Below are 21,685 nucleotides of genomic sequence, written 5' to 3' on the forward strand. Positions count from 1 at the left end.
ACATGTAATCGATGATGGAGGCACGGATGTCGGCCACCAGCCGCAAGACCACCCGGGAAAAGGTGAAGGCTTACCGCGAGCGCCTGCGCGCGCAGGGCCTGCGCCCGGTGCAGATCTGGGTCCCCGACGTGCGCTCGCCCGAATTCATCGCCGAGGCGCGGCGACAGTCGATCCTGGCGGCGCAGAGCCCGCATGCCGAAGATGATCAGGCCTTCGTTGATTCCATCTCCGAACTGAAATTTTGATCGCCCGCGGCGAGATTTGGACGATTGCCGGCGGTGCCGACTATGCCGGCAAGCCGAGGCCGGTGGTGATCATTCAAAGCGCCAATTTCGATCAGCTTGATTCAGTAACGATCTGTCCCTTTACCACCGACCAAACGGATTTGCCCTTGTTCCGCTTGACCGTGGAGCCATCCGAAAGCAACGGCCTGCGGCTCAGTTCACGCGTGATGGCCGACAAGGCCACGACCGTTCCCAAATCCAAATTGGGCCGACATGTCGGACGCCTTTCCGATCAGGACATCAAGCGTCTGGACCGCGCCCTGACCGTTTTCCTGGGGTTGGCCGGATGAGCCAATCCGATCAGGCCTCGCCCGAAGACGCGATCCATCGCCTTCTCCTGTGGCAGGGGCCGATCGAGATCAGGCCGCTGTCGGGCGGCATCACCAATCGCAACTACGTGGTTAAGGATCGGGCGCGGCGCGCCGTGGTGCGGGTGGGCGGGGATATTCCCGTGCATGGCATCATGCGCTTCAATGAGCACGCGGCGAGCATTGCCGCCGCCGCCGCCGGGATCTCGCCCCAGGTGCTGGCGACGGCGCCGGGCCTCCTGGTGCTGGAATTCATCGAGGGGCAGACCTTCGATGCCGCCATGGTCAGGGCCCGGCGGGACGATTGCCTGGACCTGGTCGCCCGCACCCATCGCGAGATTCCGCAGCATCTGCGCGGGCCGGTGCTGTCGTTCAACGTCTTCCACGTCGTGCGCGACTATGGCCACACCCTGCGCGACGGCGGCCACCGCCTGCTGGGCGAATTGCCGGCCCTGCTGCACAAGGCGGCGATGCTGGAAGCAGCAGTCGGGGCGATCGAGCTCGTCTTCGGCCACAACGACCTGCTGGCGGCCAATTTCATCGATGACGGCCGGCGGCTGTGGCTGGTCGACTGGGACTATGCCGGCTTCAACACGCCCTTGTTCGATCTGGGCGGCCTGTCGTCCAACAACGGCTTCAGCGCCGCCGACGACGAGGCCATGCTGACCCGCTATTTCGCCCGCCCGCCCGGCGACGACCTGCGTCGGCGCCTGCGCGCCGTGCAATGCGCCTCGCTGCTGCGCGAGGCGATGTGGAGCATGGTGTCCGAGCTTCATTCCACCCTCGCCTTCGATTATGTCGCCTACACGGCCGAGAACCTTGCCCGGTTCAATGCTGCCTGGGGCAGCTTCACGGAAATGGACAAGTCATGAGTTTGTTGCCCTCGAGTGCCAAGGTCGTCGTCGTCGGGGGTGGCATCGTCGGCTGTTCCACCGCCTATCACCTGGCCAAGCGCGGGATCGAGGTGCTGCTGATCGAGCGCCACCAGCTCACCGCCGGCTCGACCTGGCATGCGGCGGGCCTGGTCGGGCAATTGCGTACCAGCGCCAACATCACCCGCCTGCTGGGCTATTCCGTCGATCTCTACCGTAAGCTGGAAGCGGAGACCGGCCAGGCCACGGGCTGGAAGATGAACGGCGGCCTGCGCCTGGCCTGCAACCAGGATCGCTGGATCGAGGTCAAGCGCCAGGCCACCACGGCGCGCAGCTTCGGCCTGGAGATGCACCTGCTGTCGCCTAAGGAAGCGCTGGACCTGTGGCCGCTGATGACCATCGACGACCTGGTCGGCGCCGCCTTCCTGCCGACCGACGGCCAGGCCAGCCCGTCCGACATCACCCAGGCCCTGGCCAAGGGGGCCCGCATGGCCGGGGCCAAGCTGGTCGAAGGCGTGTCGGCCCAGGATTTCGTGATCGAGAACGAACGGGTGGCGGGCCTGGTCACCGACCAGGGCACCATCCGCACGGAGAAGGTCGTGCTGTGCTGCGGCCTGTGGACCCGCACATTGGCCGCCAGGGCCGGGGTCAACGTGCCGCTGGCCCCGGTTCATCACCAGTACCTGATGACCGAGACGATCGCCGGCGTCACCGGCAGCCTGCCCACCCTGCGCGATCCCGACCGTCTCACCTACTACAAGGAGGAAGTCGGCGGCCTGGTCATGGGCGGTTACGAGGCCAACCCGATCCCCTGGAAGGGCGAAAGCGCGCCCGACGACTTCGCGTTCCGCCTGCTCGACGACGATTTCGACCATTTCGAGCCCTTGATGGAACTGGCCCTGGGCCGGGTGCCGGCGCTGAGCACGGTCGGCGTCAAGCAGATGATCAACGGGCTGGAAAGCTTCACGCCCGACGGCAACTGGATGATCGGCGAGGCGCCGGAGCGCAAGGGCCTGTTCGTGGGCGCCGGCTTCAATGCCTTCGGCATCGCCTCGGCCGGCGGGGCCGGCATGGCGCTGGCCGAATGGGTGGCGGACGGCGAGCCGCCCTACGACCTGTGGCCGGTCGACATCCGCCGCTTCGGCCGCAACCACCTGGACACGGATTTCGTGCGCAACCGCACGCTGGAAGCCTATGGCAAGCACTACACCATCGCCTGGCCGGCGGAGGAGTATCGCTCGTGCCGGCCGCTGCGCCGCTCCCCGCTTTACGAGATCCTGAAGGCCAAAGGCGCCTGCTTCGGCGAGAAGATGGGCTTCGAGCGGCCCAACTGGTACGCCGGCCCCGGCGAGGTGCCCGGGGACGAATATTCCTTCACCCGGCCCAACTGGTTTGCGGCGGTGGGGCGCGAGCACAAGGCGGCGCGGGAGGCGGCCGTGCTGTTCGACCAGACCAGTTTCGCCAAGGCCATGCTGGTGGGCCACGGGGCGGAAGCCGCGCTGTCGTGGATCGCTGCCAACGATGTCGCCAAGCCGGTGGGCAAGGTGATCTATACCCAGATGCTGAACGCCAGGGGCGGCATCGAATGCGACCTGACCGTCGCCAGGCTGGGCCCTGACCGCTATTACGTCGTCACCGGCACGGGCTTCGTTACCCACGATTTCGACTGGATCCGCAGCAATATCCCGGCCGGGCTGGACGCGACCCTGGTCGAGGTCACCTCGGCCTATGCGACCCTGGTACTGATGGGCCCCAACGCCCGCCGCATCCTGGAAAAGATCACGCAGGACGATGTCTCGAATGCCGGCTTCCCCTTTGCTTGCGTGCGGGAAATCCGCATCGCCGGCGCGCCGGTGCTGGCGATCCGTATCACCTATGTCGGCGAATTGGGGTGGGAGCTGCATGTGCCCGCCGAATTCGCGGTGACCGTCTACGAGGCGTTGACCAGGGCCGGCGCCGACCAGGGCCTGGTCGATGCCGGCTACCGCGCGCTGGAAACCCTGCGCCTGGAGAAGGGCTACCGCGCCTGGGGCTCGGACATCGGGCCCGACCACTCGCCGCAGATGGCCGGCCTGGGCTGGGCGGTGAAGCTCAAATCCGGCATTCCCTTCCTGGGGCGCGAGGCCCTGATTGCGGCGAAGGACAAGCCCCTGCCCCGCCTGATGGCCGGCTTTGCCGTCGACGACCCGCGCGCCGTGCTGCTGGGCCGCGAGACCATCTATCGCAACGGCGCGCGGGTGGGCTGGCTTTCCAGCGGCGGCTTCGGCTATACCGTGGGCCACGCAGTGGGTTACGGCTATGTCCGCGATGCCGCCGGGGTCGACCGTGGCCATGTCCTGTCGGGCAGCTACGAGCTGGAAATCGCGACGGAGCGGTTCCCGGCCCGCGTTTCGCTGGAGCCGTTCTACGACCCCAAGGGCGACAAGGTCAGGGCCTGAGGCTCAGAAGTCCACCAGCACCGTCATCGGCTCGCCGCGGACGGCCGAGGCCAGCGCGACCACTTGGGTGAAGCGGCAGGCGGTGTGACGCGTGGCGGCGTGGGCGCCGTTGCCCACCTGCGCGCTGGGTACCACCGCCACGGTGGCGAGGCAGGCGACACTCGACGAGCAGTCGACCCCCAGGCCGGCGAACTGGCCGGTCGTCACATCGGCCGAGACCCCGCAGCGCGGCGCCACCTCGGCCGTGACCCTGAAGGTGGTGGCGCGAAAACGCACCGCCTGGTCGATCCCGTCGACGGCACTGCCGGCCGACAACCGGTCACGCGGGCCGATCACCTCGTCGCCCAGCGCGCCGGCAAGCGGCACCCCGACGATGAAGAGAATGGCGAGCAGGCGGGCCGCGGTCATGATCAGTAGCTCAAGGTCCAGGTGAGAGTGTCGTTATAGGTGCCTGGCACCAGGCTCGTCTGGCCATAGAAAACGCGGCCGTAGAAATTGTGGACGATGCTGCAGGCGGATTTTCCCAGGATGAGGATGGAGCCGATGTCGCAGGTGCCGGTCACCGTCGATGTCGACGAGGTCCCGTTGCCCAGAATCTGCGTACCGGCGGTGTCCTTGAAAATATTGTAGTTGGCCAGCGTGCTGCCGGTCGTGAGCTTCAGCTTGCGCGGCGTGAAACTGGAACTCGAATTGATGCCCGCATTGAGGCTGAGGGTGTAGGGGAAGCTGGTCGAGAGGATGCCGGTTGCCTGGCAGGCGACCGTTATGGTCCCGCCGACTGTCGCATCGGTCTGGGAGAACGGGTCATAGGCGCCAAAATTCAGGCTGCTGGCCGTCGAGAGCGTGCAGGTGCAGGTGGTCAGCAGGCCGCAGATGATCGCTTGGGCGTCACGCGCCTGGAACAGCAGCGCACCCGCGCACAGGATCGCGAAACCGGCCAGCCGCTTGAGGGCGTGCAGGCTCATGGCGGCCCCTCCACGCAGGTCACCGGCCCGAGCTTGGGCAGGGCTTCGGAGTCCGCAGGCTTGGCCGGGGCCGTGAAGCGGCAGGTTCCACCGCCGAAGGCGATGCTGCCCGCCACCGCCTGCGACAGATCCGAGATGAAAACCTCGCCGTCATAGCCGGTGAAGGAGGCGTCGACGCCGCCCTCGAACGTCACCTCGGCGCCGGCCGGCGGCCAGGTGCCGTCGGCGCGCTTGACGATCACGATGGCGCTGGACTGGCGCTTGACCGGGAACCGCGCCACCACCGCCCCGCGCGAGCGCGGCACGATCAGCACCCGGTCGGAATCGACCGTGGCATCGATCGGCAGGTCGCGCGGTTCAAGGCGCACGTCGTTCTGTTCATAGGCGCGGACATTGGGGATCAGCAAACGGCCGTCGGCATCGGTCTTGCCCACCGCCTGGTTGTCGCGATAGACCGTGACATCGCCGTAGCCCGGCACCGTGACGACCGAAACACTGTCATGGATCTGTTCGGTGGCGAAGACGCCGCCACCCGCGGCGACAACCCCGCCCGAGGCCGCGAGCTGCAGCCCATACTGGTCGCCGTCGATGCTGGCCGTCGCATCGAAGGCGCCGTGCGGCGTGGTCCAGTCGACCCGGCCGATGCCGCGGTCGAGCAGGTCGCCGTTGCCCAGGTCGGCGCGAAGCTCGTAGTCGAAGCCGTAGAGGCCGTCGCGCTGCTGGCGCAGGTCGACGCTGCCATAGGTGCCGGTATTGTCGTGACCGACCTGGGCCGTGGCGCTGCGGCGAGAGCCGAACACCGTCGTCCACAGCAAGGCGAGCGTGCGCTGATCATCGCTGTTGCCGACATCGTTGGGCTGAGATTCCGCCGCGATCAGGCTGAGCGTGGTGCGATCGGTCAAGCGCACGGCATAGGTGGCGGTTGAAACCGTGGGCAGCGATCCATCGGAAAAGCGCAGCCGGCCATAGCCCACCGACAGGCTGCCCAGGGTGCCCAGATTGACCCCGACATTGGCCTGGGCGCGCCCGATCAGGCGGCGGTCGTCAGGCTCCGCCGGGTTGGCGTCCATCTGGGTGAAATTCTCGCTTGCCCGTTCCCACACGCCCGAGACCGAGCCGATGCTGCCCAGGCGCTGAAAGCCGACATTCCACAGCCAGCCGTCGCCGAAGCGATCGCTTTGCGATATCGCATAGGTTCCCGAGAGCTGGCCGATACGGGGCAGGATCAGCACGGCCCCCCGCCGAGCTGGTAGCGGTCGGCCTGCAGCTCGCCATGTACCTCGGCGGTCAGCCAATCGGTCAGTCCCAGCCGGTGGGTGCCCGACAGGAAGGCGTCGCCATAGTCGAAGCTGCGGCGGCCATAGTCGTCGCGCAGGGCACCCAGCTCGTAGGAATATTCCTGCGTCCCGGCCGCCAGCGCGTCGCCGCTGACATAGTAGGACGAGGTGATGACCTGCTCACGCCCCAGCAGGTCGCGCACCACCAGGCGCGTCTCGCCCGCCCCGGTGGTAACCGGCAGATCGTTGAACGAGAACGGGCCGGCCGGCAGGCTGCCCGTGTAACGCAAGACATTATCGACGTAGAGCGCCACCGACGCGTCGTTGTCGAGGTAACCGGCCAGGCCCGGGGCGCCGAACTTGTACTGCCCGGGACGCAGGTTGAAATCGGTCGAGAACTGGATGCCGCCGAAGCGGACCTGCTGGGCAAAACTCGAATAGCCGGAAACGGAATCGCCCACCCGCAGCCGGGTCAGGTTGTCGGGATTGTCGTAGGTATAAGTGCTCTCGAGACGTACCGCGCTGTCGGTGGATTGGGTATCGCCACTGCGCGCCCCGCCCCCGATCCCGCCATCCAGCCGCATCCGCCCCAACCCGCTGTTGGTCAGCGAGCCGTAGGGGCCGGACAGTACTCCCTCGACCGCGCCGCTGCCCAGCGCGTAGGTCTCGGTGGTGGCAAGTGCCGCATCGTAATTGAGGAACAAGGACCAGTCGCGGCTGGTGGGCGGTACCAGCGGGCCACGGCCGAAGTTCACGCTGGTCGCCTGCATGGCCGTCTGGGGCAGGCTCAAGAGCAAGACCTGCCGCCCCTCGTCCAGCGATACGGCCATCGGCTGCAACGCCGACAACAGCCGATAGACATCGCCATCGATTTCGAGCGCCACACCATCGGGGATATTGAGGCGCAGGGCGGCCAGGTCCGCATCGCGGATCAGGTAGTCGCCCCCCCGGCGGCGCACCACCGCGGCCAGGTCGCTGGGCCGGCCATTGATCTCGAAGCCGACGAACAGGGTCTCGTCCGCTGCCGCACCGTCGCCGGCCGGCAGCGGTTGCTGTGCCCGGGACAGGCCGGGCTGCATGGCCAACGCGGCCAGAAGCACGGCGGCCCTGGCGGCGGACAATCGCTCAATGCCCGCCGATGACCTGCTCGACGCCGCCCTGATCGCTTTCGGCGGCGATCTTGGCCCCGGCCGGCAGCGAGCCGACCCCGGCGAGCGGCCAGTCGCGTGTCTGTCCCGGCAGGACATAGCCCCCAACCTCGATCGTTGCCAGGGTCCGCTCGCCGTCGACGACGCGCATCTTGCCCAGCTGCAGGTGGATATTACCGGTGTTTTGGAAACGCAACACGACACTGCCGCCCTGTTTGGCGGCCGCCCACGCACCGCCCGGCCGGGCACCGCCGTTGGGGGCAATGAAGACAGGCACCGAGATGCGCAGGACGGTTTGCAGCGCCGTTGCGCCCTGCGGCGGGGTTTCGGGGACTTCCTGGAGGAAGGCACGATAGCTGCCCTCGTTCGGCCCCAGGATCTGGCGATTGGCGAGACCAAAGCGGACAAGCTGCTGCTGGCCGGGTTCCAGACGGAACTGGGGCGGGTTGACCAGCACGTCGCGCGTGGCGGCATATTCATCCTCGCCCGCTGCCTGGGCCCAGCTCATCACGCTGGCCTGGACGAGCAGCGCGGCGGGGCCGTTGTTGGTGACATAGATCGCCATGACCGGCTGATCGCCCGAAAGCTCCACCCGCACCGGCGAGACCTGAATCGAACTGGCCGAGGCCGGGTGGCTGGCGAAGGCAGCGCCGCAAAGGACAAGGGCGGCAAGCCATTGCACCAGCGGCAGGCGCCACAACCGACTCATCACATCCCCTCCTCGAACGGCATCCCCGATGGAAGGTTAGAGGATGTGCCGGTTACATCAATACCAGACCGTGACCGTCACGGTGTCGGCATAGCTGCCGGGGGCCACATACTGCGCTGCAGCAACCGAGCCGTTGATCGTGACGTTGACCGCGGCACCGGTGCCCGTACCGTCGACCGTGTCCGTGCCGCCCGTCGTGTCGTTGCCCCAGTTGCTGCCCAGATGGGAGCCGCCATTGGTGCCGATCGTCAGCGAGTAGGCCAGCAGGTCGGTGCCGGTGGTCAACTCCATCTGGCGCGTGGTCACCGAAGCGCCGTTGACGCCTTCATCGGCGCCGACCCGGTAGGCGGTGCCATTGGTGCAGGTCACCACCAGGGTGGTCGAACCGCTGCGGGCCGACCCCGGGTCATAGGCGCCGAAGGCCAGGTTCCCGATCGACGTGCTGCAGGACGCCGCCACCGAGGCCGTGACCTGGAAGCTTGGACCGGCGTGGTCGCTGGCCGCCTGGGCCGCGCCGATCGCCAAGGCTGCGAGGCCCAAGGCCCCGATAACCGCTGATGCCGAACGCATGCGCTTAGTCTCCCATAGTGTAGCCCAGGCCGCCAATGACGGCATGCCCAGCCACCTTTCCGCAGCCTCTGCGCATAAAGTTAAAATCGGGTAAAGTCCGCAATAGAGTCCCGAATAGGCTGACAGCACCGTTCATCTATTCGGATGGCCGGGGACATACAGCCCATCCAGGATCGGCCATTCAATAATTGATCGTGACGTTGACCGTATCCTTGTAGCTGTCGACGCGGGGAAACTGGCCGATCGGGATCCGCCCGTAGACGGTCAGAGTCTGGGCCGTGCCGCTTCCCGTCCCGGCGGCGGTGCCGGAGCCGCCCGTTCCGTCGCCCCACAATTGCGAGCGTCCCGCATCGGTGTAGAGGGAATAGATCAGCGTCTGGGTGGTAAAGGTCAGTCCGGTCATCCGGCGCTGGGCAAACGTCGCCCCGGCCCCGGTCCCCAGCCCCAGCTTCACCGCATAGGTCGTGGTATTGGTGCAGGTCACCTGCAAGGTGGTCGCGGCGTCGCCCGGCGCCGGCGCCAACGGGTTGTAGGCGCCGAAATCGAGATCGCTGGCGGTGACGATGCAGTTGGCCGCGACAGTCATGGTCGGCGTCATCACCGCGGTGGCGGTATCCGCATGCGCCGTCGATGCCATGGCGAGAACGGCGACAATCGTCGACAGGCCGGCCGGGCTTCGCATGGTTGCCTCCATCCCCTAGCCGAACAGGCGCCCGGTCACCGGCTGCAGGTCCTCGTAGACCGGGGGCCGTTTCGCCGCCTTGGCCGCGAAAGCCTCCGCCATGTCGTTGCCGATGAACATCGCCGCATTCCAGGTCGCGATATAGTTCAGGCTGTCGCTCACCGAATGGTCGCGGGCGTAGTTCAGCATCTCCTTGGTGCCGGCCACGGCCAGCGGGCTGTGCCCCGCGATTTCCGCCGCGATCGCCAACACGCCGTCGACCAGCGCATCATGCGTCTCGAACACCTCGTTGACGAGGCCGAAGGCCAGGGCCTGCCGGGCCGACAGGCGCCGGCCGGTATAGGCCAATTCCCGCACCATGCCCGACGGCAGCACATGCGGCAGGCGTTGCAGCGTGCCGACATCGGCGGTCATGCCGATATTGATCTCGGCCACCTGGAAGAAGGCGTCGGCGCTGCAATAGCGCATGTCGCAGGCCGTCACCATGTCGACCCCACCGCCGATGCAGCCGCCCTGGATCGCCGCCAGCACCGGAAAGCGCGCCTTCTCGATGACGTTGAAACATTCCTGGATGGTCAGCACGATACGGCGGAGTTGCTCGCGCAGGCGGCCCTGGTCGCCCGTGGCCGGCACCAGGCTGGTGAATACCGACAGGTCCATGCCGGCGGTGAAGTGGCGGCCGGTCGACGAGATGACCGCGGCCCGGACCGTAGGATCCTGCTCCAGCGTCTTGAAGATCTCGACGATCTCGGTCCAGAAGGCCGGGATCATGGTGTTGAGCTTGCCCGGCCGGTTCAGCGCCAGATGCGCGACATGATCCTTGACCGTCAGTTCGAACGCCTCATAGGCCATTACCCGTCTCCTCCCGGTTTTCACCGAGAGATAGCACGGCCGCGGGGCGGCGCCAGCCCCAAGCTTGGGCGTCTACCGTCCCCGGCGCTTGCGGCTTTCGGCGAATTGGGCGGGGGTGAGCTGAATCCCCGTGAGCACCTCGAAGGCATAAGGCGACTTGCCTTCCAGCGGCACCGTCACGGTCACGTTTTCGATCACGCCGCCGCTCGACTTGCCATTGCCGAATTCCACCTGGCTGTTGTAGGTGGCGCGGCTGAGGACCCGGGTGTTGGTTTCGGTCACGGTGACGAAATAGGGCACGGTGACCTCGGTCAGGCCTTTGCCGGCCGGGCCCTTGCGGACATAGATCGACAGGCCGACCTGGGCCGTCACCTGGCCGCCCTGCGGGCCGTCGCACAGCAGCTTGGCGTCCAGCACCTCGACGTCGTAGACCACGTCGTCGGGGGTGCGGCCGGGGCCGTCGCGGAACTGCTGCAGGCTGGCGGCATCGCTCAGGACCGACATGGCCGGGCACTCGGCCTTGGCGGTCTCGGCTTCCTTGCTCGACGAGCAGCCGGCCAGCAGGACGGTGGCGAGCAGGGCGACGGCGGCGGCCTGGCTGAACCTTTGCGGCACAATGCCCATCACTTTGCTTCCCTTTCGCAGGCCTGACGGATTATGGTGCGGCGCGGATACAGGCGCCGCCGGCCGCACTCTAGACAAGCAGCCGGGCGGGCACAAGGCGACCCCATGGCGATCCCGGAAACCCTGATGGACGGCAGCAGCAAGCCCCCCTTGACCATCCTTTTGGCGGCGCCGCGCGGCTTTTGCGCCGGGGTGGACCGGGCGATTCAGATCGTCGAACTGGCATTGGAGCGGTTCGGCCCGCCGATCTATGTGCGCCACGAGATCGTCCACAACCGCACCGTCGTCGAATCACTGGAAGCCAAGGGCGCCGTCTTCGTCGAGGAATTGGACGAGGTGCCGGCCGACGCCCGGGTGGTATTCTCGGCCCATGGGGTGCCCAAGGTGGTGCCGGCGGAAGCCGCGCGGCGCGGCCTGTTCTATCTCGATGCCACCTGCCCGCTGGTCTCCAAGGTTCATGTCGAGGCCGAGCGGCTGCACGAGCAGGGCATGCACCTGCTGATGATCGGCCACGCCGGCCACCCGGAAGTGGTCGGCACCATGGGGCAACTGCCCGAAGGGGCGATCACCCTGGTCGAAACCGTCGACGATGTGGCGCGGCTCACCCCGGCCGACCCCGGCCGCCTGGCCTTCATCACCCAGACCACCCTGTCGGTCGACGATACCGCCAGCATCGTCACCGCCTTGCAGCAGCGCTTCCCCGAAGTCCGGGCGCCGCACAAGGAAGACATCTGCTATGCCACCACCAACCGCCAGCAGGCGGTGAAGGCGATCGCGCCGCGCTGCGACGCGCTGATCGTGATCGGCGCACCCAATTCGTCCAATTCCGTCCGTCTGGTCGAGGTCGGCGCCCGTGCCGGCGCCCAGAAAGCCCTGCGCATCCAGCATGTCGGCGAACTCGACTGGAACCAGGTGGCAGGGGCCAAGGTGGTGGGCATCACCGCCGGCGCCTCCGCCCCCGAAAGCCTGGTCGAGGCGCTGATCGACGGTTTCCGCGCGCGTTTCGCCGTCACGGTCGAATTGGTGACGGTGACCGAGGAGCACATCCAGTTCAAACTGCCGCGCGCGTTGTCCGCCTGAGTAGCCCCTGATGGCCGTCTATACCGATGTCGACGACGACGCGCTCGCCCAGTTCCTGACCGAATATAACCTGGGCGAAGTGCTCTCCATGAAGGGCATTGCCGAAGGCGTGGAGAATTCCAACTTCCTGCTGGAGACGACGCGCGGCCGCTTCATCCTGACCTTGTTCGAGAAGCGCGTGGCCGAGGCCGACCTGCCCTTCTTCATCGGCCTGATGGATCACCTGGCCCTGGCCGGCCTGTCCTGCCCCACGCCGATCCATGGCATCGACGGCCGCGCCCTGCGCCGCCTGGCCGGACGGCCGGCGGTGATCGTCTCGTTCCTGACCGGCATGTCGCCACGCCGGCCGACGGTGAAACAATGCGCCAGCGTGGGCACCGCCCTGGCCGGCCTGCACGAGGCCGGGCGCGGCTTTGCCCTGACGCGCGAGAATGCCCTGTCCCTGGCCGGCTGGCGTCGCCTGGTGGCCGATTGCGTCACCCGGGCCGACTCGGTGCGCGACGGCTTGGGCCGGACCATCGCCGACGAACTGGCCTTCCTCGAATCCCATTGGCCGGCCGATCTGCCGCGCGGCGTGATCCATGCCGACCTGTTCACCGACAATGTCTTCTGCATCGGCGACGACGTCTCCGGCATCATCGACTTCTATTTCGCCTGCAATGATTTCTATGCCTACGACCTGGCGATCTGCCTGAATGCCTGGTGTTTCGAGCCGGACGGCGCCTTCAACGCGACCAAGGCGATGGCCCTGTCGCGCGGCTATACGGCGGCGCGGCCGCTGTCGGTGGCGGAGGCCGCGGCGGTGCCGGTGCTGGCCCGCGGCGCGGCGCTGCGTTTCCTGCTGACCCGCCTCTACGACTGGCTGAACCAGGTGCCCGGCGCCCTGGTGCGGCCCAAGGACCCGATCGAGTATCTCAACAAGCTGCGTTTTCACGCCCAGGCGTCAGGACCCGAGACCTATGGCATCACCAGCGCCTGACACCGCCGAGCTGATCGAGATCCACACCGACGGCGCCTGTTCCGGCAACCCCGGCCCCGGCGGCTGGGGCGCCATCATGCGCTGGCGCGGCACCGAGAAGGAACTTTCGGGCGGCGAGGCGGCGACCACCAACAACCGCATGGAACTGATGGGCGCGATCGCGGCGCTGGAGGCCTTGAAGAAGCCATCGAGCGTGCGCCTGTTCACCGACAGCCGCTATGTGATGGACGGCATCACCAAGTGGATCCTGGGGTGGAAGCGCAACGGCTGGAAGACCGCCGACAAGAAGCCGGTGAAGAACGAGGACCTGTGGCGCCGCCTGGACGCCGCCACCGCCGGCCACAAGATCGACTGGCGCTGGGTCAAGGGCCACAATGGCGATCCCCTGAACGAACGCGTCGACGAAATCGCCCGCGCCGCCACGCCGCGGCGGTAGGGACTCCTACCGCCCCATCCCTCAAGGCGCGACCTTGCCGTCCAGATCGAGCTTGTCGGCCGGGATCAGGGTCAGCTTGGGGTAGCGGGCCTTGAGCGGTTCGATGAAGGCCTTGGCATCGCCGTAGAAGACCAGGTCGATGCGGTCTTGTCCGAAGAAGCGGCGGGCGGCTTCCTGGATCTGGGCCGGGGTAACCGCCCTGATCTTGGGCGCGTAATCGGCCAGTTCGCTCAGGGGCCGGCCATAGAACACCATGGCGGCCAGCGTACCGCCCAGGCCGTCGGCGGTTTCCAGGCTGCGGGCGAAACCGCCGATCAGCGGTTCGGTGCGCGCGTCGATCTCGGCCTGCGGCACCGGGCTTTCCGCCAGCCGCGCGAATTCCCCCAGCATCAGGGTCGAGACTTCGGCCGCGGCATCGTTGCGGGTCTGGGCATAGGCGGAAAGCGAGCCGCCGGCACTGCCCGAGGCCAGGGAAGCCCAGGCGCCATAGGACAGGCCGCGCTCGATCCGGATCGCCTTGTTCAGGCGGGCGCCGGTGCCGCCGCCCAGGATCGCGCTGGTGACCAGCAGGGGATAATAGCTGTCGTCGTTGTATTTGACCGCGGGTACCCCGGCCATCACCGCCGCCTGCCCCGCCCCGGGCTGATCGACCACCACCACCCGCGGGCCCGGCTGCGGATCGACCGCCGGCGGCGCCGCCACGGCCTGCGTATCATGCCAATCGCCGAAATTGCGCTGGGCCAGGGCAAAGGCCCGATCGGGTTCGATGTCGCCGACAAAGATCAGGGTGGCGGTCGCGGGCCGCCAATGCGCGCGATAGAAGGCCACGACATCGTCGCGGCCGATGCGTGCCAGCGACTGGGCCGTGCCGTCGGTCGAGGCACCGTAGCGGCCGGTGCCGTACAGCAGCCGCTTCAGAACCAAGTGGGTTACCATGCCGGGATCGGTCCGCGCCCACTGCACCCCGTCGATCGCCTGTGACCGCGACAGCGCGAGATCGTCCGCGCCCAGGGCCGGGCTGCGGATCATCTGCGTCATCAGGTCCAGGCTCTGCTCGAAGACGCCGACCGGCGCATTGGCATAGACATAGGCGAAATCCGAATTGGTCTCGGCCCCGACCACCGCGCCCAATTGTTCGGTCTGGGCGGCCAGGACCGGCGCCGGCTTGTCGGTCGTGCTGGTCGTCACCAGTTCCGCCACCAGCATGGCGAGGCCCGCCTTGTCGGCCGGATCGAAGCTGCTGCCGGCGTCGAATACCATCCAGGCCGAGGCCAGCGGCACCCGGGACGAGGGCGCCACGACGATGCGCAGGCCGTTGTCCAGGGTCCGGCTGACCACGTCGGGTGTCGGCACCGCCACCACCGGCCCCGCCGGCGGCAGGGGGAGACGGGACGCCGGGGGCGCCAGCGTGACCACCGGGGCCGTCGCATCCAGGTCACTCAGGGTGATCACGGCCCGGCCAGGTGGGGGTGTCGCCGCCTGGCCCGCGCGGCTGCTCTCGTCGAGGTAGCGCAGGGTGACGCGCTGGCTGTCGACCAGGTATTTTCGCGCCACGCGCTGCACGTCGGCGGCGGTCACGGCGCTCAGGCGCGCGGTCTCGCCGTCGCCATAGGCCGGATCGTCGGTCATCATCGTCGAATAGCCGAGCTGGAAGGCCCGGTCGACCGCGGTTTCCTGGTTGCGCAGGATCGAGGCGATCAATTCGTTCTTGGCCTCGTCCAGTTCCGCGGGGGTCACCGGTTCGTCGCGCAGGCGCTGCACTTCCACCGCCAGCGCCGCCTCCCCTTCCGCGACCGTATGGCCGCCGGTCATCACCGCGACCAGCGCGAACCAGCCGCCCAGGCGCATGGTTTGCAGGCTCGCGCTGGCGCTGTTGGCCAGCTTTTGCTCGTAGACGAGGTGGTTGTAGAGGCGCGACGAGCCGCCGGCCGAGAGAATGGCGTTCAGCACGCTGAGCGCCGGCCGGTCGGGATCGCCGTAGCCCGGCGCGGGATAGGAGAGGACCGTCGCGGGAAACGGCAGGTTGGGGGCGTAATAGGTCGATACCGAGGCTGCGGTGCGCACCGGCACGGGCGCATCATTGGCCGGAATCGGCCGCGCGGGCCTGGCGATCGGGGCGAAATAGCGATCGACCAGCGCGTCCAGTTGCGCCGGGTCGAAGCGGCCCGCGATCACCAGGACGGCATTGTCGGGGCGATAGAACGTGGCGTGGAACCGCCGCACCTCGTCCAGGGTGGCGGCATCGAGGTCCACGATCGAACCGATGCTGGGCCTGCCATAGGGATGCCCTCGGAAACTCTCCTGCGACATGTAGAGGCCGAACAGCGCGCCATAGGGATCGGCCAGAATGCGCTCGCGGTACTCCTCCTTCACCACGTTGCGCTCGGCGTTGAAGGTCGCCTCGTCGATCACCAGCGAGGCCATGCGATCGGCCTCGGCGAACAGGATGCGTTCCAGGTGGTTGGCCGGGACGACCGCGTAGTAATCGGTGAAGTCGTTCCAGGTCTGGGCGTTGTTGGTGCCGCCCACATCCTCGGTCAACTGGTCGAGCATGCCGTCGGGCAGGTTGCGCGAGGCCTTGAACATCATGTGCTCGAACAGATGGGCAAAGCCCGAGCGGCCCTGCGGGTCGTCCTTCGAGCCGACCCGATACCAGACCTGGACGGTAACAGTGGCCGTGTCCTGGTCGGGGGCGCTGAGGACGGTGAGGCCGTTGGCCAGCACGCGCTGGTGATAGTCGGTGGTTGCCGCCGCCGGCTGGGCCGCCAGCTCGCCGCCGCCAACCGCCACCAGCAGCATCAGTGCCGCGACGGCCGCCAGAAAGACTCTCACCGATGCCTCCGATCCAGCCCGGGCGGCCGAATCGAGACGATGGGGCGGCCGCCCTGGGACGGCAAGCTAGCACAGGCCTGAATCCGCGACAAAATCCCGCGGATCGAGGCCGGGCCTAGAGCCTGAACGATGCCGAGAGGACGCCGAACAGGTCGCGCTTCTTCTGGCCGACATATTCCTCGGTCCGGTAGACCTGGGTATAGGTCAGCCGGACCTTGCCGATGGTAACGACCGCACCGGCCTGGAAATCGGCGACCAGGGTCTTCTTGTCGACGTGCTGGCTGTCCGAGAAGGTATTGCCGTCGAGGAAGATGTTGCGGGCCACGGCGCGGCCCTCGACCCCGGCGAAGACGTACCACTCGAAATCGTCGACCGGCTTGAAGGCGCCGGTACCCGACAGGGCCGGGCGAACCCGGGGCGGGCCCCAATCGCTGGAAACGTCGCTGCCGACCTTGAGCATGCCGCCGACCGCCGCATAGGTGAAGACGTTGCCGATCGCCGCCCCCACCGACGGCTCGAAGGCGATGCCTAAGTCGCCGGGTGCCCGCTCCGCCATCAGGCGCCATTTGCGCTCGTAGGCCACGACCACGCCCAGTTCGTCGCTGAGCTGGTAATCCCAGCCGCGAAACCGATTGGACCCGGTCGTATCGTGATAGAAGTCCTGCACCGCCTCGGCGCCGGCGCTGGGCCCGACCACACCCAGTTGGATCTCGAAACCGTCGAGCTGCTTGCCGGTATCGTTGGTCAGTTGCACCCCGCCATAGAGCCAGCCGGCAAAGGGCCGCCCCTTGTTGACATGGCGCCAGACCTCGCCGTGATGGGGCGTGAAGATGCTCTGGCCGATCGAGAAGCCCAGCCGGACATCGCCCTCCTCGGGAAAGAACGGCAGGCCGCGCGCGATCTCCACCACCGCCACCGGCGTATCGTGCGAGGACAGCAGATAGCTGGCGCGCAGGCCGTTGGTATAGTGCTGATCGGTATTGCCGCCGAACTGGTCATTCTCCCATTGCAGCGACAGGGTTCCCCTGTCGTCGGTGGGATCCTCGCCGGCGGTCGCGGTGACCTGGGCCGGCGCTTGTGCTGGCACCGTCAGGGACGCCAGCACGGCGGCCTGCAGATCGGGGGCGTCGGCCTGCGCCCGCGCGGTATCGGCAGCGGCAGTGGCGAAGGCAGCGACGAGCAAGGCCGCCGCCGATGAAGACAAAAACATCCCGTTCCCGACCGCGCGCACTGCGATCATGGCAATTACTCCTACTGGGAAAGTCTGAACGGCTTGAACCGCCGATGTGGGTTCAATCTGCCTCGGAACGGCGACAGATTCAGCCGTAAGACCACCCGTTTTTCAGGCGAATAGCGGTCTTTCCGAACCGCTTCGGCGGGGGTATGGCTAACGCTTGGTTAATTGCCCAAGGCTTGGGCAGCGCGCCGGTCTCGCCGCGTTACGCTGTAGCGCGGGAGTCGTTAAAATACGGTTTCCGTTGAAGCCGGCGGCGGCGGCTCGCGCTCAGCGATTGTCGCCCGAACCGGCGATCACGCCGCGCGCCTTGCGGTCCTGGAGTTTCTTCATATTGGCGGCGAAGACGGCTTCGAGATCGAGACCGGTGGCATTGCACAACTGCGCCAGGTACCAGCAGACGTCGCCCAGTTCTGCCGCGATCTTGTCCGCGACCACGGGCGGTGCAGCGCCGTCGCGGATCCACTTCTTGACCACCCCGGCCACCTCGCCCGCCTCGCTGGCCAGGCCCAGCGCCAGATATTCGAGCTCGCGCTCGGCCGGATAGACCGCCGTGGTCGGCGTGAAGGCCTGATACTCTCTGAGGTTCATGGGAAGCCTTTCCAGTCACACCTCTCCGCCGCTTGCGGGGGAGAGGGAGGGGCCCGCTGCTGCCAAGCAGCGGGAGGGTGAGGTGGTGGCCGGGACAGAACGCGTTCTACGCCGCCGACCCACCTCACCCAACCCTCTCCCCCAAAGGGCGGAGAGGGCTTTTCCTTACAGCAGCTTCAGCACCGCTTCGGCCGACGAGACGTCGAGCGCCGAGGGGTTGGGCTCGATCGCCAGGGCGGCGACCTTGCCGTCCTTCACCACGACGGCATAGCGCTTGGAGCGGGTGCCCATGCCGAAGCCGGCCAGGTCGAGGTCGAGGCCGGCCTTCCTGGTGAAGTCGGCATTGCCGTCGGCCAGCATCAGGACCTTGTCCTCGACCTTCTGGTCCTTGCCCCAGGCGCCCATCACGAAGGCGTCGTTGACCGAGATGCAGGCGATGGTGTCGACACCCTTGGCCTTCAGGGCATCGGCCTGACCGACGAAGCCCGGCACATGCTTGGCCGAACAGGTGGGGGTGAAGGCACCGGGCAGGCCGAACAGCACCACGGTCTTGCCGCCGAACAGCTCGGCCGAGGGCACCGGCGCCGGGCCCTTGTCGGTCATGGTCATGAAGGTGGCTTCGGGAACGCTATCGCCAACCTGGATCGTCATGGGATCTCTCCTTGGGAATCTGGGCCGGGCGCCGATCGGCGCCGACCGCGGCATTAAGCATCAAGCGGTGGGGGTCGCCAAGGCCGCCTCGATCGCCTCGACCACTTCGGGTGCCTCAGGCGCCGTGCGCGAGCCGAACGAGGCAGCGAGCGTGCCGTCGGGCGCGATCAGGTACTTGTGGAAATTCCATTTGGGCGTGCCCGCCTCGCCCAGTTCCGCCGCCGCCCAGGCATAGAAGGGATGGGCACTGCCGCCGATCACCGGCTGCTTGGCGGCCATGGGGAAGTCGACCGCGAAGCGGGTTTCGCAGAAGGTCTTGATCTCGGCCTCGGTCCCCGGCTCCTGGGCGCCGAAGTCGTTGGCCGGCACGCCCAGGACCACCAGGCCCTCGCCGCCGTACTTCTTCCACAGGGCTTCGAGCCCCGCGTATTGCGGCGTCAGCCCGCAGGCCGAAGCGGTATTGACCACCAGGACCGGCTTGCCGGCGAAATCTCTCAGGCGGATTTCCCCGCCGTCGATCCCTGGAAAACTGAAATCGTGTGCATTTGCCATGACATCCTCCCGGATTGGGCCTCGCCACCATAGAAAGGGGGGCTCCCTCCTGCTATTTCAAGCCCATAAGGAGAAGGCAGCATGTGCGACACCATGGTCGTGCCGCCCGCGGTCTCAGGCGGCGCCATGCTGTTCGCCAAGAACAGCGACCGTGAGGGCAGCGAAGCACAGGTCATTGAAGTCCATCGGCGGCGCCGCGCGGCGCCCGGTGCGATGCTGCACGCCACCTATCTGAGCCTGCCCGAGGTCTATGAGACCGCCGCCGTCCTGATCTGCCGCCCCTACTGGATGTGGGGCGCCGAAATGGGCGTGAACGAACATGGCCTGGCGATCGGCAACGAGGCGGTGTTCTCGCGCGTCAGGCCGGCCAAGGACGCCGCCCCTGCCCTGTCGGGCATGGACCTGGTGCGCCTGGGCCTCGAGCGCGCCCGCTCGGCCGAATCCGCGGTCGCCGTGATCACCACCTTGGTCGAGCGCTATGGCCAGGGTGCCGATGGCGGCCACAGCCGGCCCTTCCACTATGACAGCGCCTTCCTGATCGCCGACAGCCGCGATGCCTTCGTGGTGGAGACGGCCGGCCAGCATTGGGCGGTGGAACGGGTGACCGGTGCGCGGGCGATCTCCAACGCCTATTCGATTCATGGCCGCTTCGAACGCCTGTCGGGCAATGCCAAGGCCTTTGCCGTCGAGCGCGGCTGGGCCAGGGCCGACGCCCCGTTCGACTTCGCCCGCGCCTTCGCCGACCCGTTCAGGAGTTTTGCCGCGCGCGGTCGCCAGCGCGCCTGCCGGGCCCGCGGCCTGATCGACGCCCAGGCCGCCAAGGGCTCGGTCCATCTGCGCGACCTGATGGGCGTGCTGCGCGACCACGGGCCGCGCGGCCATCGTGCCGGCTGGCGCCCGGACGGCCTGCTGCCGTCCAGCATCTGCGCCCATGGCGGCCACGGACCGGCGCGCCGCGCCGCGCAGACCACCATGAGCCTGGTCGCCGCCCTGGACCGCGCCTTGAGCGAAATCTGGGCCACCGGCGGCTCGGCCCCCTGCACCGCCCTGTTCCGGCCCTTCTTCATCGAGACCGGCCTGCCCGTCGCCGAGCCGGCGCCGACCGACCGGGCGGACGGCGCGTGCCTGTGGTGGCGGCAGGAGCGGCTGCACCGCGCGGTGATCCAGGATCACGGCAGCCGGCTGGCGCTCTATGCCCCTGCCCGCGACGCGCTGGAAGTGGCCCTGATGGCCGAAATCGAGCGTGCCCGCGCGGCGGCGGCCGACAGGCCTGCCGCCGAACGGCGCCATCTGCTGTCCCAGGTCGGCCAGGCTGCCTGGACGGTGGCCGAGGATGCCCTGGCCCGCTGGACCCGCATTGCCGAGGACGGGCCGATCGCCCGCCGCCCCGGCGCCTTGTTCCGCTATCATTGGCGCCATCTTGCCAAGCGCGCCCATACCCAACCCATGTGACCCCGATGCCCCTGTCCATCCAGATCCTGGCCATCATCTCCTATGCCCTGGTCGCCGCCGCGGCCGGCTTTGCCACCCACGACCTGTGGCCGGGTGTCAACGGGACGGTGGTGGGGATCGGCGTCTTCTTCGCGGCCCTGCAGGGCCATGTGCTGTTCCTGCGCGCCGGCGACCGCGCCGATTTCCTGGCCGAAATAGACCTTCTGCGCCGCAGCCACGGTGAAACCCTGAAGGAACTGGCCGAACTGAAACTGATGCTGGCGCGCCGGGTCGCCAAGGACGACTGAAGCATGCCTGTTGTAACGATTGTCGATCACCTCGCCCCCCTGCTCGAGAAGCCCGAGGGCGCCGTCGTCGACCTGTGGGGCGTGGTCCACAACGGGATCGCCGCCTTTCCCGAGGCCCTCGATGCACTGACCCGGTTCAAGGCGAAGGGCGGCCGCGTGGTCATGCTTTCCAACGCCCCGCGCCCCTCGAGTTTGGTCTATCTGCAACTGGACCGGTTGGGCGTGCCGCGCAACCTCTATGATGCCGTGGTGACCTCGGGCGATGCGGCGCGCACGGCGCTCGAGGCGCAGGGCCTGGGCGCCGTCCTGCACATCGGCCCCGAGCGCGACCGGCCCCTGTTCGACGGCCTTCAGATGGACCTGGTCGAGACGGCCGAGGCGGCGGACCTGATCGTCTGCACCGGCCTGTTCGACGACGATACCGAGACGGCCGAGACCTACCGCGACCAGCTCGAAGCCTGCCAGGCCCGCGGCCTGACCCTGGTCTGCGCCAATCCCGATCGCATCGTCATGCGCGGCGACAAGGTCATTCCCTGCGCCGGGGCTGTGGCCAAGCTGTACGAGGCCCTGGGCGGCCGGGTCGACTGGCACGGCAAGCCCTATCCTTCCGTCTATGACCGCTCCCTGGCGATCCTGGGCACCTTGCCGGCCGACACCATCGCCATCGGCGACGGGATCGAGACCGATATTCCCGGCGCCAATGCCCAAGGCATCCCCGCGATCCTGGTGACCGGCGGCGTCCATGCCGACCTGTGGAACGACCCGCCGGACGGGGCACGGCTTGGCCAGGTGCTCGACAGCCACGGCATCCACGTAACCGCCGCGATCGATCGGTTCAGGTGGTAGTTCCCTCTGCCCCCCA

24 protein-coding genes are annotated in these 21,685 nt (G+C 67.6%); 10 read left to right on the forward strand and 14 right to left on the reverse strand.

Translation table 11 applies throughout. The annotated features are described in order from the left end of the window. The first annotated feature begins 26 nt into the window (after positions 1 to 26). Genes D3874_RS14505 through D3874_RS14520 form a run of 4 tightly spaced genes read left to right on the forward strand, consistent with a single transcriptional unit; the run spans position 27 to position 3,902 of the window. Positions 27 to 245 (forward strand): antitoxin MazE family protein, encoded by a 219-nt coding sequence (locus D3874_RS14505; protein ID WP_119778716.1) that lies wholly within the window; start codon positions 27 to 29, stop codon positions 243 to 245. Beyond that, on the forward strand, positions 242 to 574 hold the full coding sequence (locus D3874_RS14510; RefSeq protein ID WP_233559952.1) for a type II toxin-antitoxin system PemK/MazF family toxin: 333 nt from the start codon (positions 242 to 244) through the stop codon (positions 572 to 574). The genes D3874_RS14505 and D3874_RS14510 overlap by 4 nt, the downstream gene beginning before the upstream one ends. Next, on the forward strand, positions 571 to 1,464 hold the full coding sequence (locus D3874_RS14515) for a choline kinase family protein (protein WP_119778717.1): 894 nt from the start codon (positions 571 to 573) through the stop codon (positions 1,462 to 1,464). The genes D3874_RS14510 and D3874_RS14515 overlap by 4 nt, the downstream gene beginning before the upstream one ends. Continuing rightward, positions 1,461 to 3,902, forward strand: coding sequence for a GcvT family protein (locus tag D3874_RS14520; RefSeq protein ID WP_119778718.1), 2,442 nt, complete (start codon positions 1,461 to 1,463; stop codon positions 3,900 to 3,902). Before D3874_RS14515 ends, D3874_RS14520 begins: the two co-directional genes overlap by 4 nt. 3 nt (positions 3,903 to 3,905) lie before the next feature. On the opposite strand, the gene D3874_RS14525 is transcribed toward D3874_RS14520, so the two are convergent. From D3874_RS14525 to D3874_RS14565, 9 genes are all read right to left on the reverse strand, one after another. Next, a complete protein-coding gene (locus tag D3874_RS14525; RefSeq protein WP_119778719.1) occupies positions 3,906 to 4,310 on the reverse strand; it encodes a hypothetical protein in 405 nt (134 codons plus the stop codon). Positions 4,311 to 4,312: 2 nt separating this feature from the next. Next, positions 4,313 to 4,867, reverse strand: a complete 555-nt coding sequence (locus D3874_RS14530; RefSeq protein WP_119778720.1) for a Csu type fimbrial protein — start codon at positions 4,865 to 4,867, stop codon at positions 4,313 to 4,315. Continuing rightward, positions 4,864 to 6,099 carry a fimbria/pilus outer membrane usher protein gene (locus D3874_RS14535; protein ID WP_119778721.1) on the reverse strand — a complete coding sequence of 412 codons (1,236 nt, stop codon included), beginning with the start codon at positions 6,097 to 6,099 and terminating at the stop codon, positions 4,864 to 4,866. The genes D3874_RS14530 and D3874_RS14535 overlap by 4 nt, the downstream gene beginning before the upstream one ends. Beyond that, positions 6,093 to 7,265 carry a fimbria/pilus outer membrane usher protein gene (locus D3874_RS14540; protein WP_158596037.1) on the reverse strand — a complete coding sequence of 391 codons (1,173 nt, stop codon included), beginning with the start codon at positions 7,263 to 7,265 and terminating at the stop codon, positions 6,093 to 6,095. The genes D3874_RS14535 and D3874_RS14540 overlap by 7 nt, the downstream gene beginning before the upstream one ends. Positions 7,266 to 7,269: 4 nt before the next feature. Beyond that, a complete protein-coding gene (locus D3874_RS14545) occupies positions 7,270 to 8,001 on the reverse strand; it encodes a fimbrial biogenesis chaperone (protein ID WP_119778723.1) in 732 nt (243 codons plus the stop codon). A gap of 57 nt (positions 8,002 to 8,058) precedes the next feature. Continuing rightward, entirely contained in the window at positions 8,059 to 8,571 is a 513-nt protein-coding gene (locus tag D3874_RS14550) for a Csu type fimbrial protein (RefSeq protein WP_158596038.1), read from the reverse strand. A 181-nt stretch (positions 8,572 to 8,752) separates the two neighbouring features. Beyond that, positions 8,753 to 9,253, reverse strand: a complete 501-nt coding sequence (locus tag D3874_RS14555; protein ID WP_199699068.1) for a Csu type fimbrial protein — start codon at positions 9,251 to 9,253, stop codon at positions 8,753 to 8,755. Between the two features lie 15 nt (positions 9,254 to 9,268). After that, positions 9,269 to 10,105 carry a crotonase/enoyl-CoA hydratase family protein gene (locus D3874_RS14560; RefSeq protein ID WP_119778726.1) on the reverse strand — a complete coding sequence of 279 codons (837 nt, stop codon included), beginning with the start codon at positions 10,103 to 10,105 and terminating at the stop codon, positions 9,269 to 9,271. Between the two features lie 72 nt (positions 10,106 to 10,177). Continuing rightward, the gene (locus D3874_RS14565) at positions 10,178 to 10,729 is read right to left on the reverse strand and encodes a hypothetical protein (RefSeq protein WP_119778727.1); all 552 of its coding nucleotides are present in this window, start codon (positions 10,727 to 10,729) and stop codon (positions 10,178 to 10,180) included. Between the two features lie 105 nt (positions 10,730 to 10,834). On the opposite strand from D3874_RS14565, the gene ispH reads away from it, so the two are divergent. The 3 genes from ispH to rnhA are packed head-to-tail and all read left to right on the forward strand — an operon-like array spanning position 10,835 to position 13,224. Further along, a complete protein-coding gene (ispH, locus tag D3874_RS14570; protein ID WP_233559953.1) occupies positions 10,835 to 11,809 on the forward strand; it encodes a 4-hydroxy-3-methylbut-2-enyl diphosphate reductase in 975 nt (324 codons plus the stop codon). A gap of 10 nt (positions 11,810 to 11,819) precedes the next feature. Next, on the forward strand, positions 11,820 to 12,788 hold the full coding sequence (locus tag D3874_RS14575) for a homoserine kinase (protein ID WP_119778728.1): 969 nt from the start codon (positions 11,820 to 11,822) through the stop codon (positions 12,786 to 12,788). Beyond that, the gene (gene rnhA / locus D3874_RS14580) at positions 12,769 to 13,224 is read left to right on the forward strand and encodes a ribonuclease HI (RefSeq protein ID WP_119778729.1); all 456 of its coding nucleotides are present in this window, start codon (positions 12,769 to 12,771) and stop codon (positions 13,222 to 13,224) included. Before D3874_RS14575 ends, rnhA begins: the two co-directional genes overlap by 20 nt. Positions 13,225 to 13,245: 21 nt before the next feature. On the opposite strand, the gene D3874_RS14585 is transcribed toward rnhA, so the two are convergent. The 5 genes from D3874_RS14585 to D3874_RS14605 form a co-directional block, all read right to left on the reverse strand. Further along, on the reverse strand, positions 13,246 to 16,056 hold the full coding sequence (locus tag D3874_RS14585; protein ID WP_147385674.1) for a M16 family metallopeptidase: 2,811 nt from the start codon (positions 16,054 to 16,056) through the stop codon (positions 13,246 to 13,248). Between the two features lie 115 nt (positions 16,057 to 16,171). Next, positions 16,172 to 17,296 carry a lipid A deacylase LpxR family protein gene (locus tag D3874_RS14590; RefSeq protein ID WP_233559954.1) on the reverse strand — a complete coding sequence of 375 codons (1,125 nt, stop codon included), beginning with the start codon at positions 17,294 to 17,296 and terminating at the stop codon, positions 16,172 to 16,174. Positions 17,297 to 17,560: 264 nt separating this feature from the next. Continuing rightward, complete coding sequence (locus D3874_RS14595; protein WP_119778732.1) at positions 17,561 to 17,881, reverse strand: nucleoside triphosphate pyrophosphohydrolase family protein; 321 nt, start codon at positions 17,879 to 17,881, stop codon at positions 17,561 to 17,563. A 165-nt stretch (positions 17,882 to 18,046) separates the two neighbouring features. Further along, positions 18,047 to 18,532 (reverse strand): peroxiredoxin, encoded by a 486-nt coding sequence (locus D3874_RS14600; RefSeq protein WP_119778733.1) that lies wholly within the window; start codon positions 18,530 to 18,532, stop codon positions 18,047 to 18,049. A 60-nt stretch (positions 18,533 to 18,592) separates the two neighbouring features. Then, positions 18,593 to 19,084 (reverse strand): glutathione peroxidase, encoded by a 492-nt coding sequence (locus tag D3874_RS14605; RefSeq protein WP_119778734.1) that lies wholly within the window; start codon positions 19,082 to 19,084, stop codon positions 18,593 to 18,595. 81 nt (positions 19,085 to 19,165) lie between these two features. Between D3874_RS14605 and D3874_RS14610 the strand changes: the two genes are divergently transcribed. From D3874_RS14610 to D3874_RS14620, 3 genes are read left to right on the forward strand one after another with little or no spacing between them, the layout of a single operon-like run. Continuing rightward, positions 19,166 to 20,536, forward strand: a complete 1,371-nt coding sequence (locus tag D3874_RS14610; protein ID WP_119778735.1) for a C69 family dipeptidase — start codon at positions 19,166 to 19,168, stop codon at positions 20,534 to 20,536. Positions 20,537 to 20,541: 5 nt separating this feature from the next. After that, positions 20,542 to 20,823: a hypothetical protein gene (locus D3874_RS14615; RefSeq protein WP_119778736.1), complete on the forward strand. Its 282-nt coding sequence runs from the start codon at positions 20,542 to 20,544 to the stop codon at positions 20,821 to 20,823. 3 nt (positions 20,824 to 20,826) lie between these two features. After that, positions 20,827 to 21,669: a TIGR01459 family HAD-type hydrolase gene (locus tag D3874_RS14620; protein ID WP_119778737.1), complete on the forward strand. Its 843-nt coding sequence runs from the start codon at positions 20,827 to 20,829 to the stop codon at positions 21,667 to 21,669. Positions 21,670 to 21,685 lie beyond the last annotated feature (16 nt).

Source organism: Oleomonas cavernae (assembly GCF_003590945.1).
In the GTDB taxonomy this organism is placed as follows: Bacteria; Pseudomonadota; Alphaproteobacteria; order Zavarziniales; family Zavarziniaceae; genus Zavarzinia; species Zavarzinia cavernae.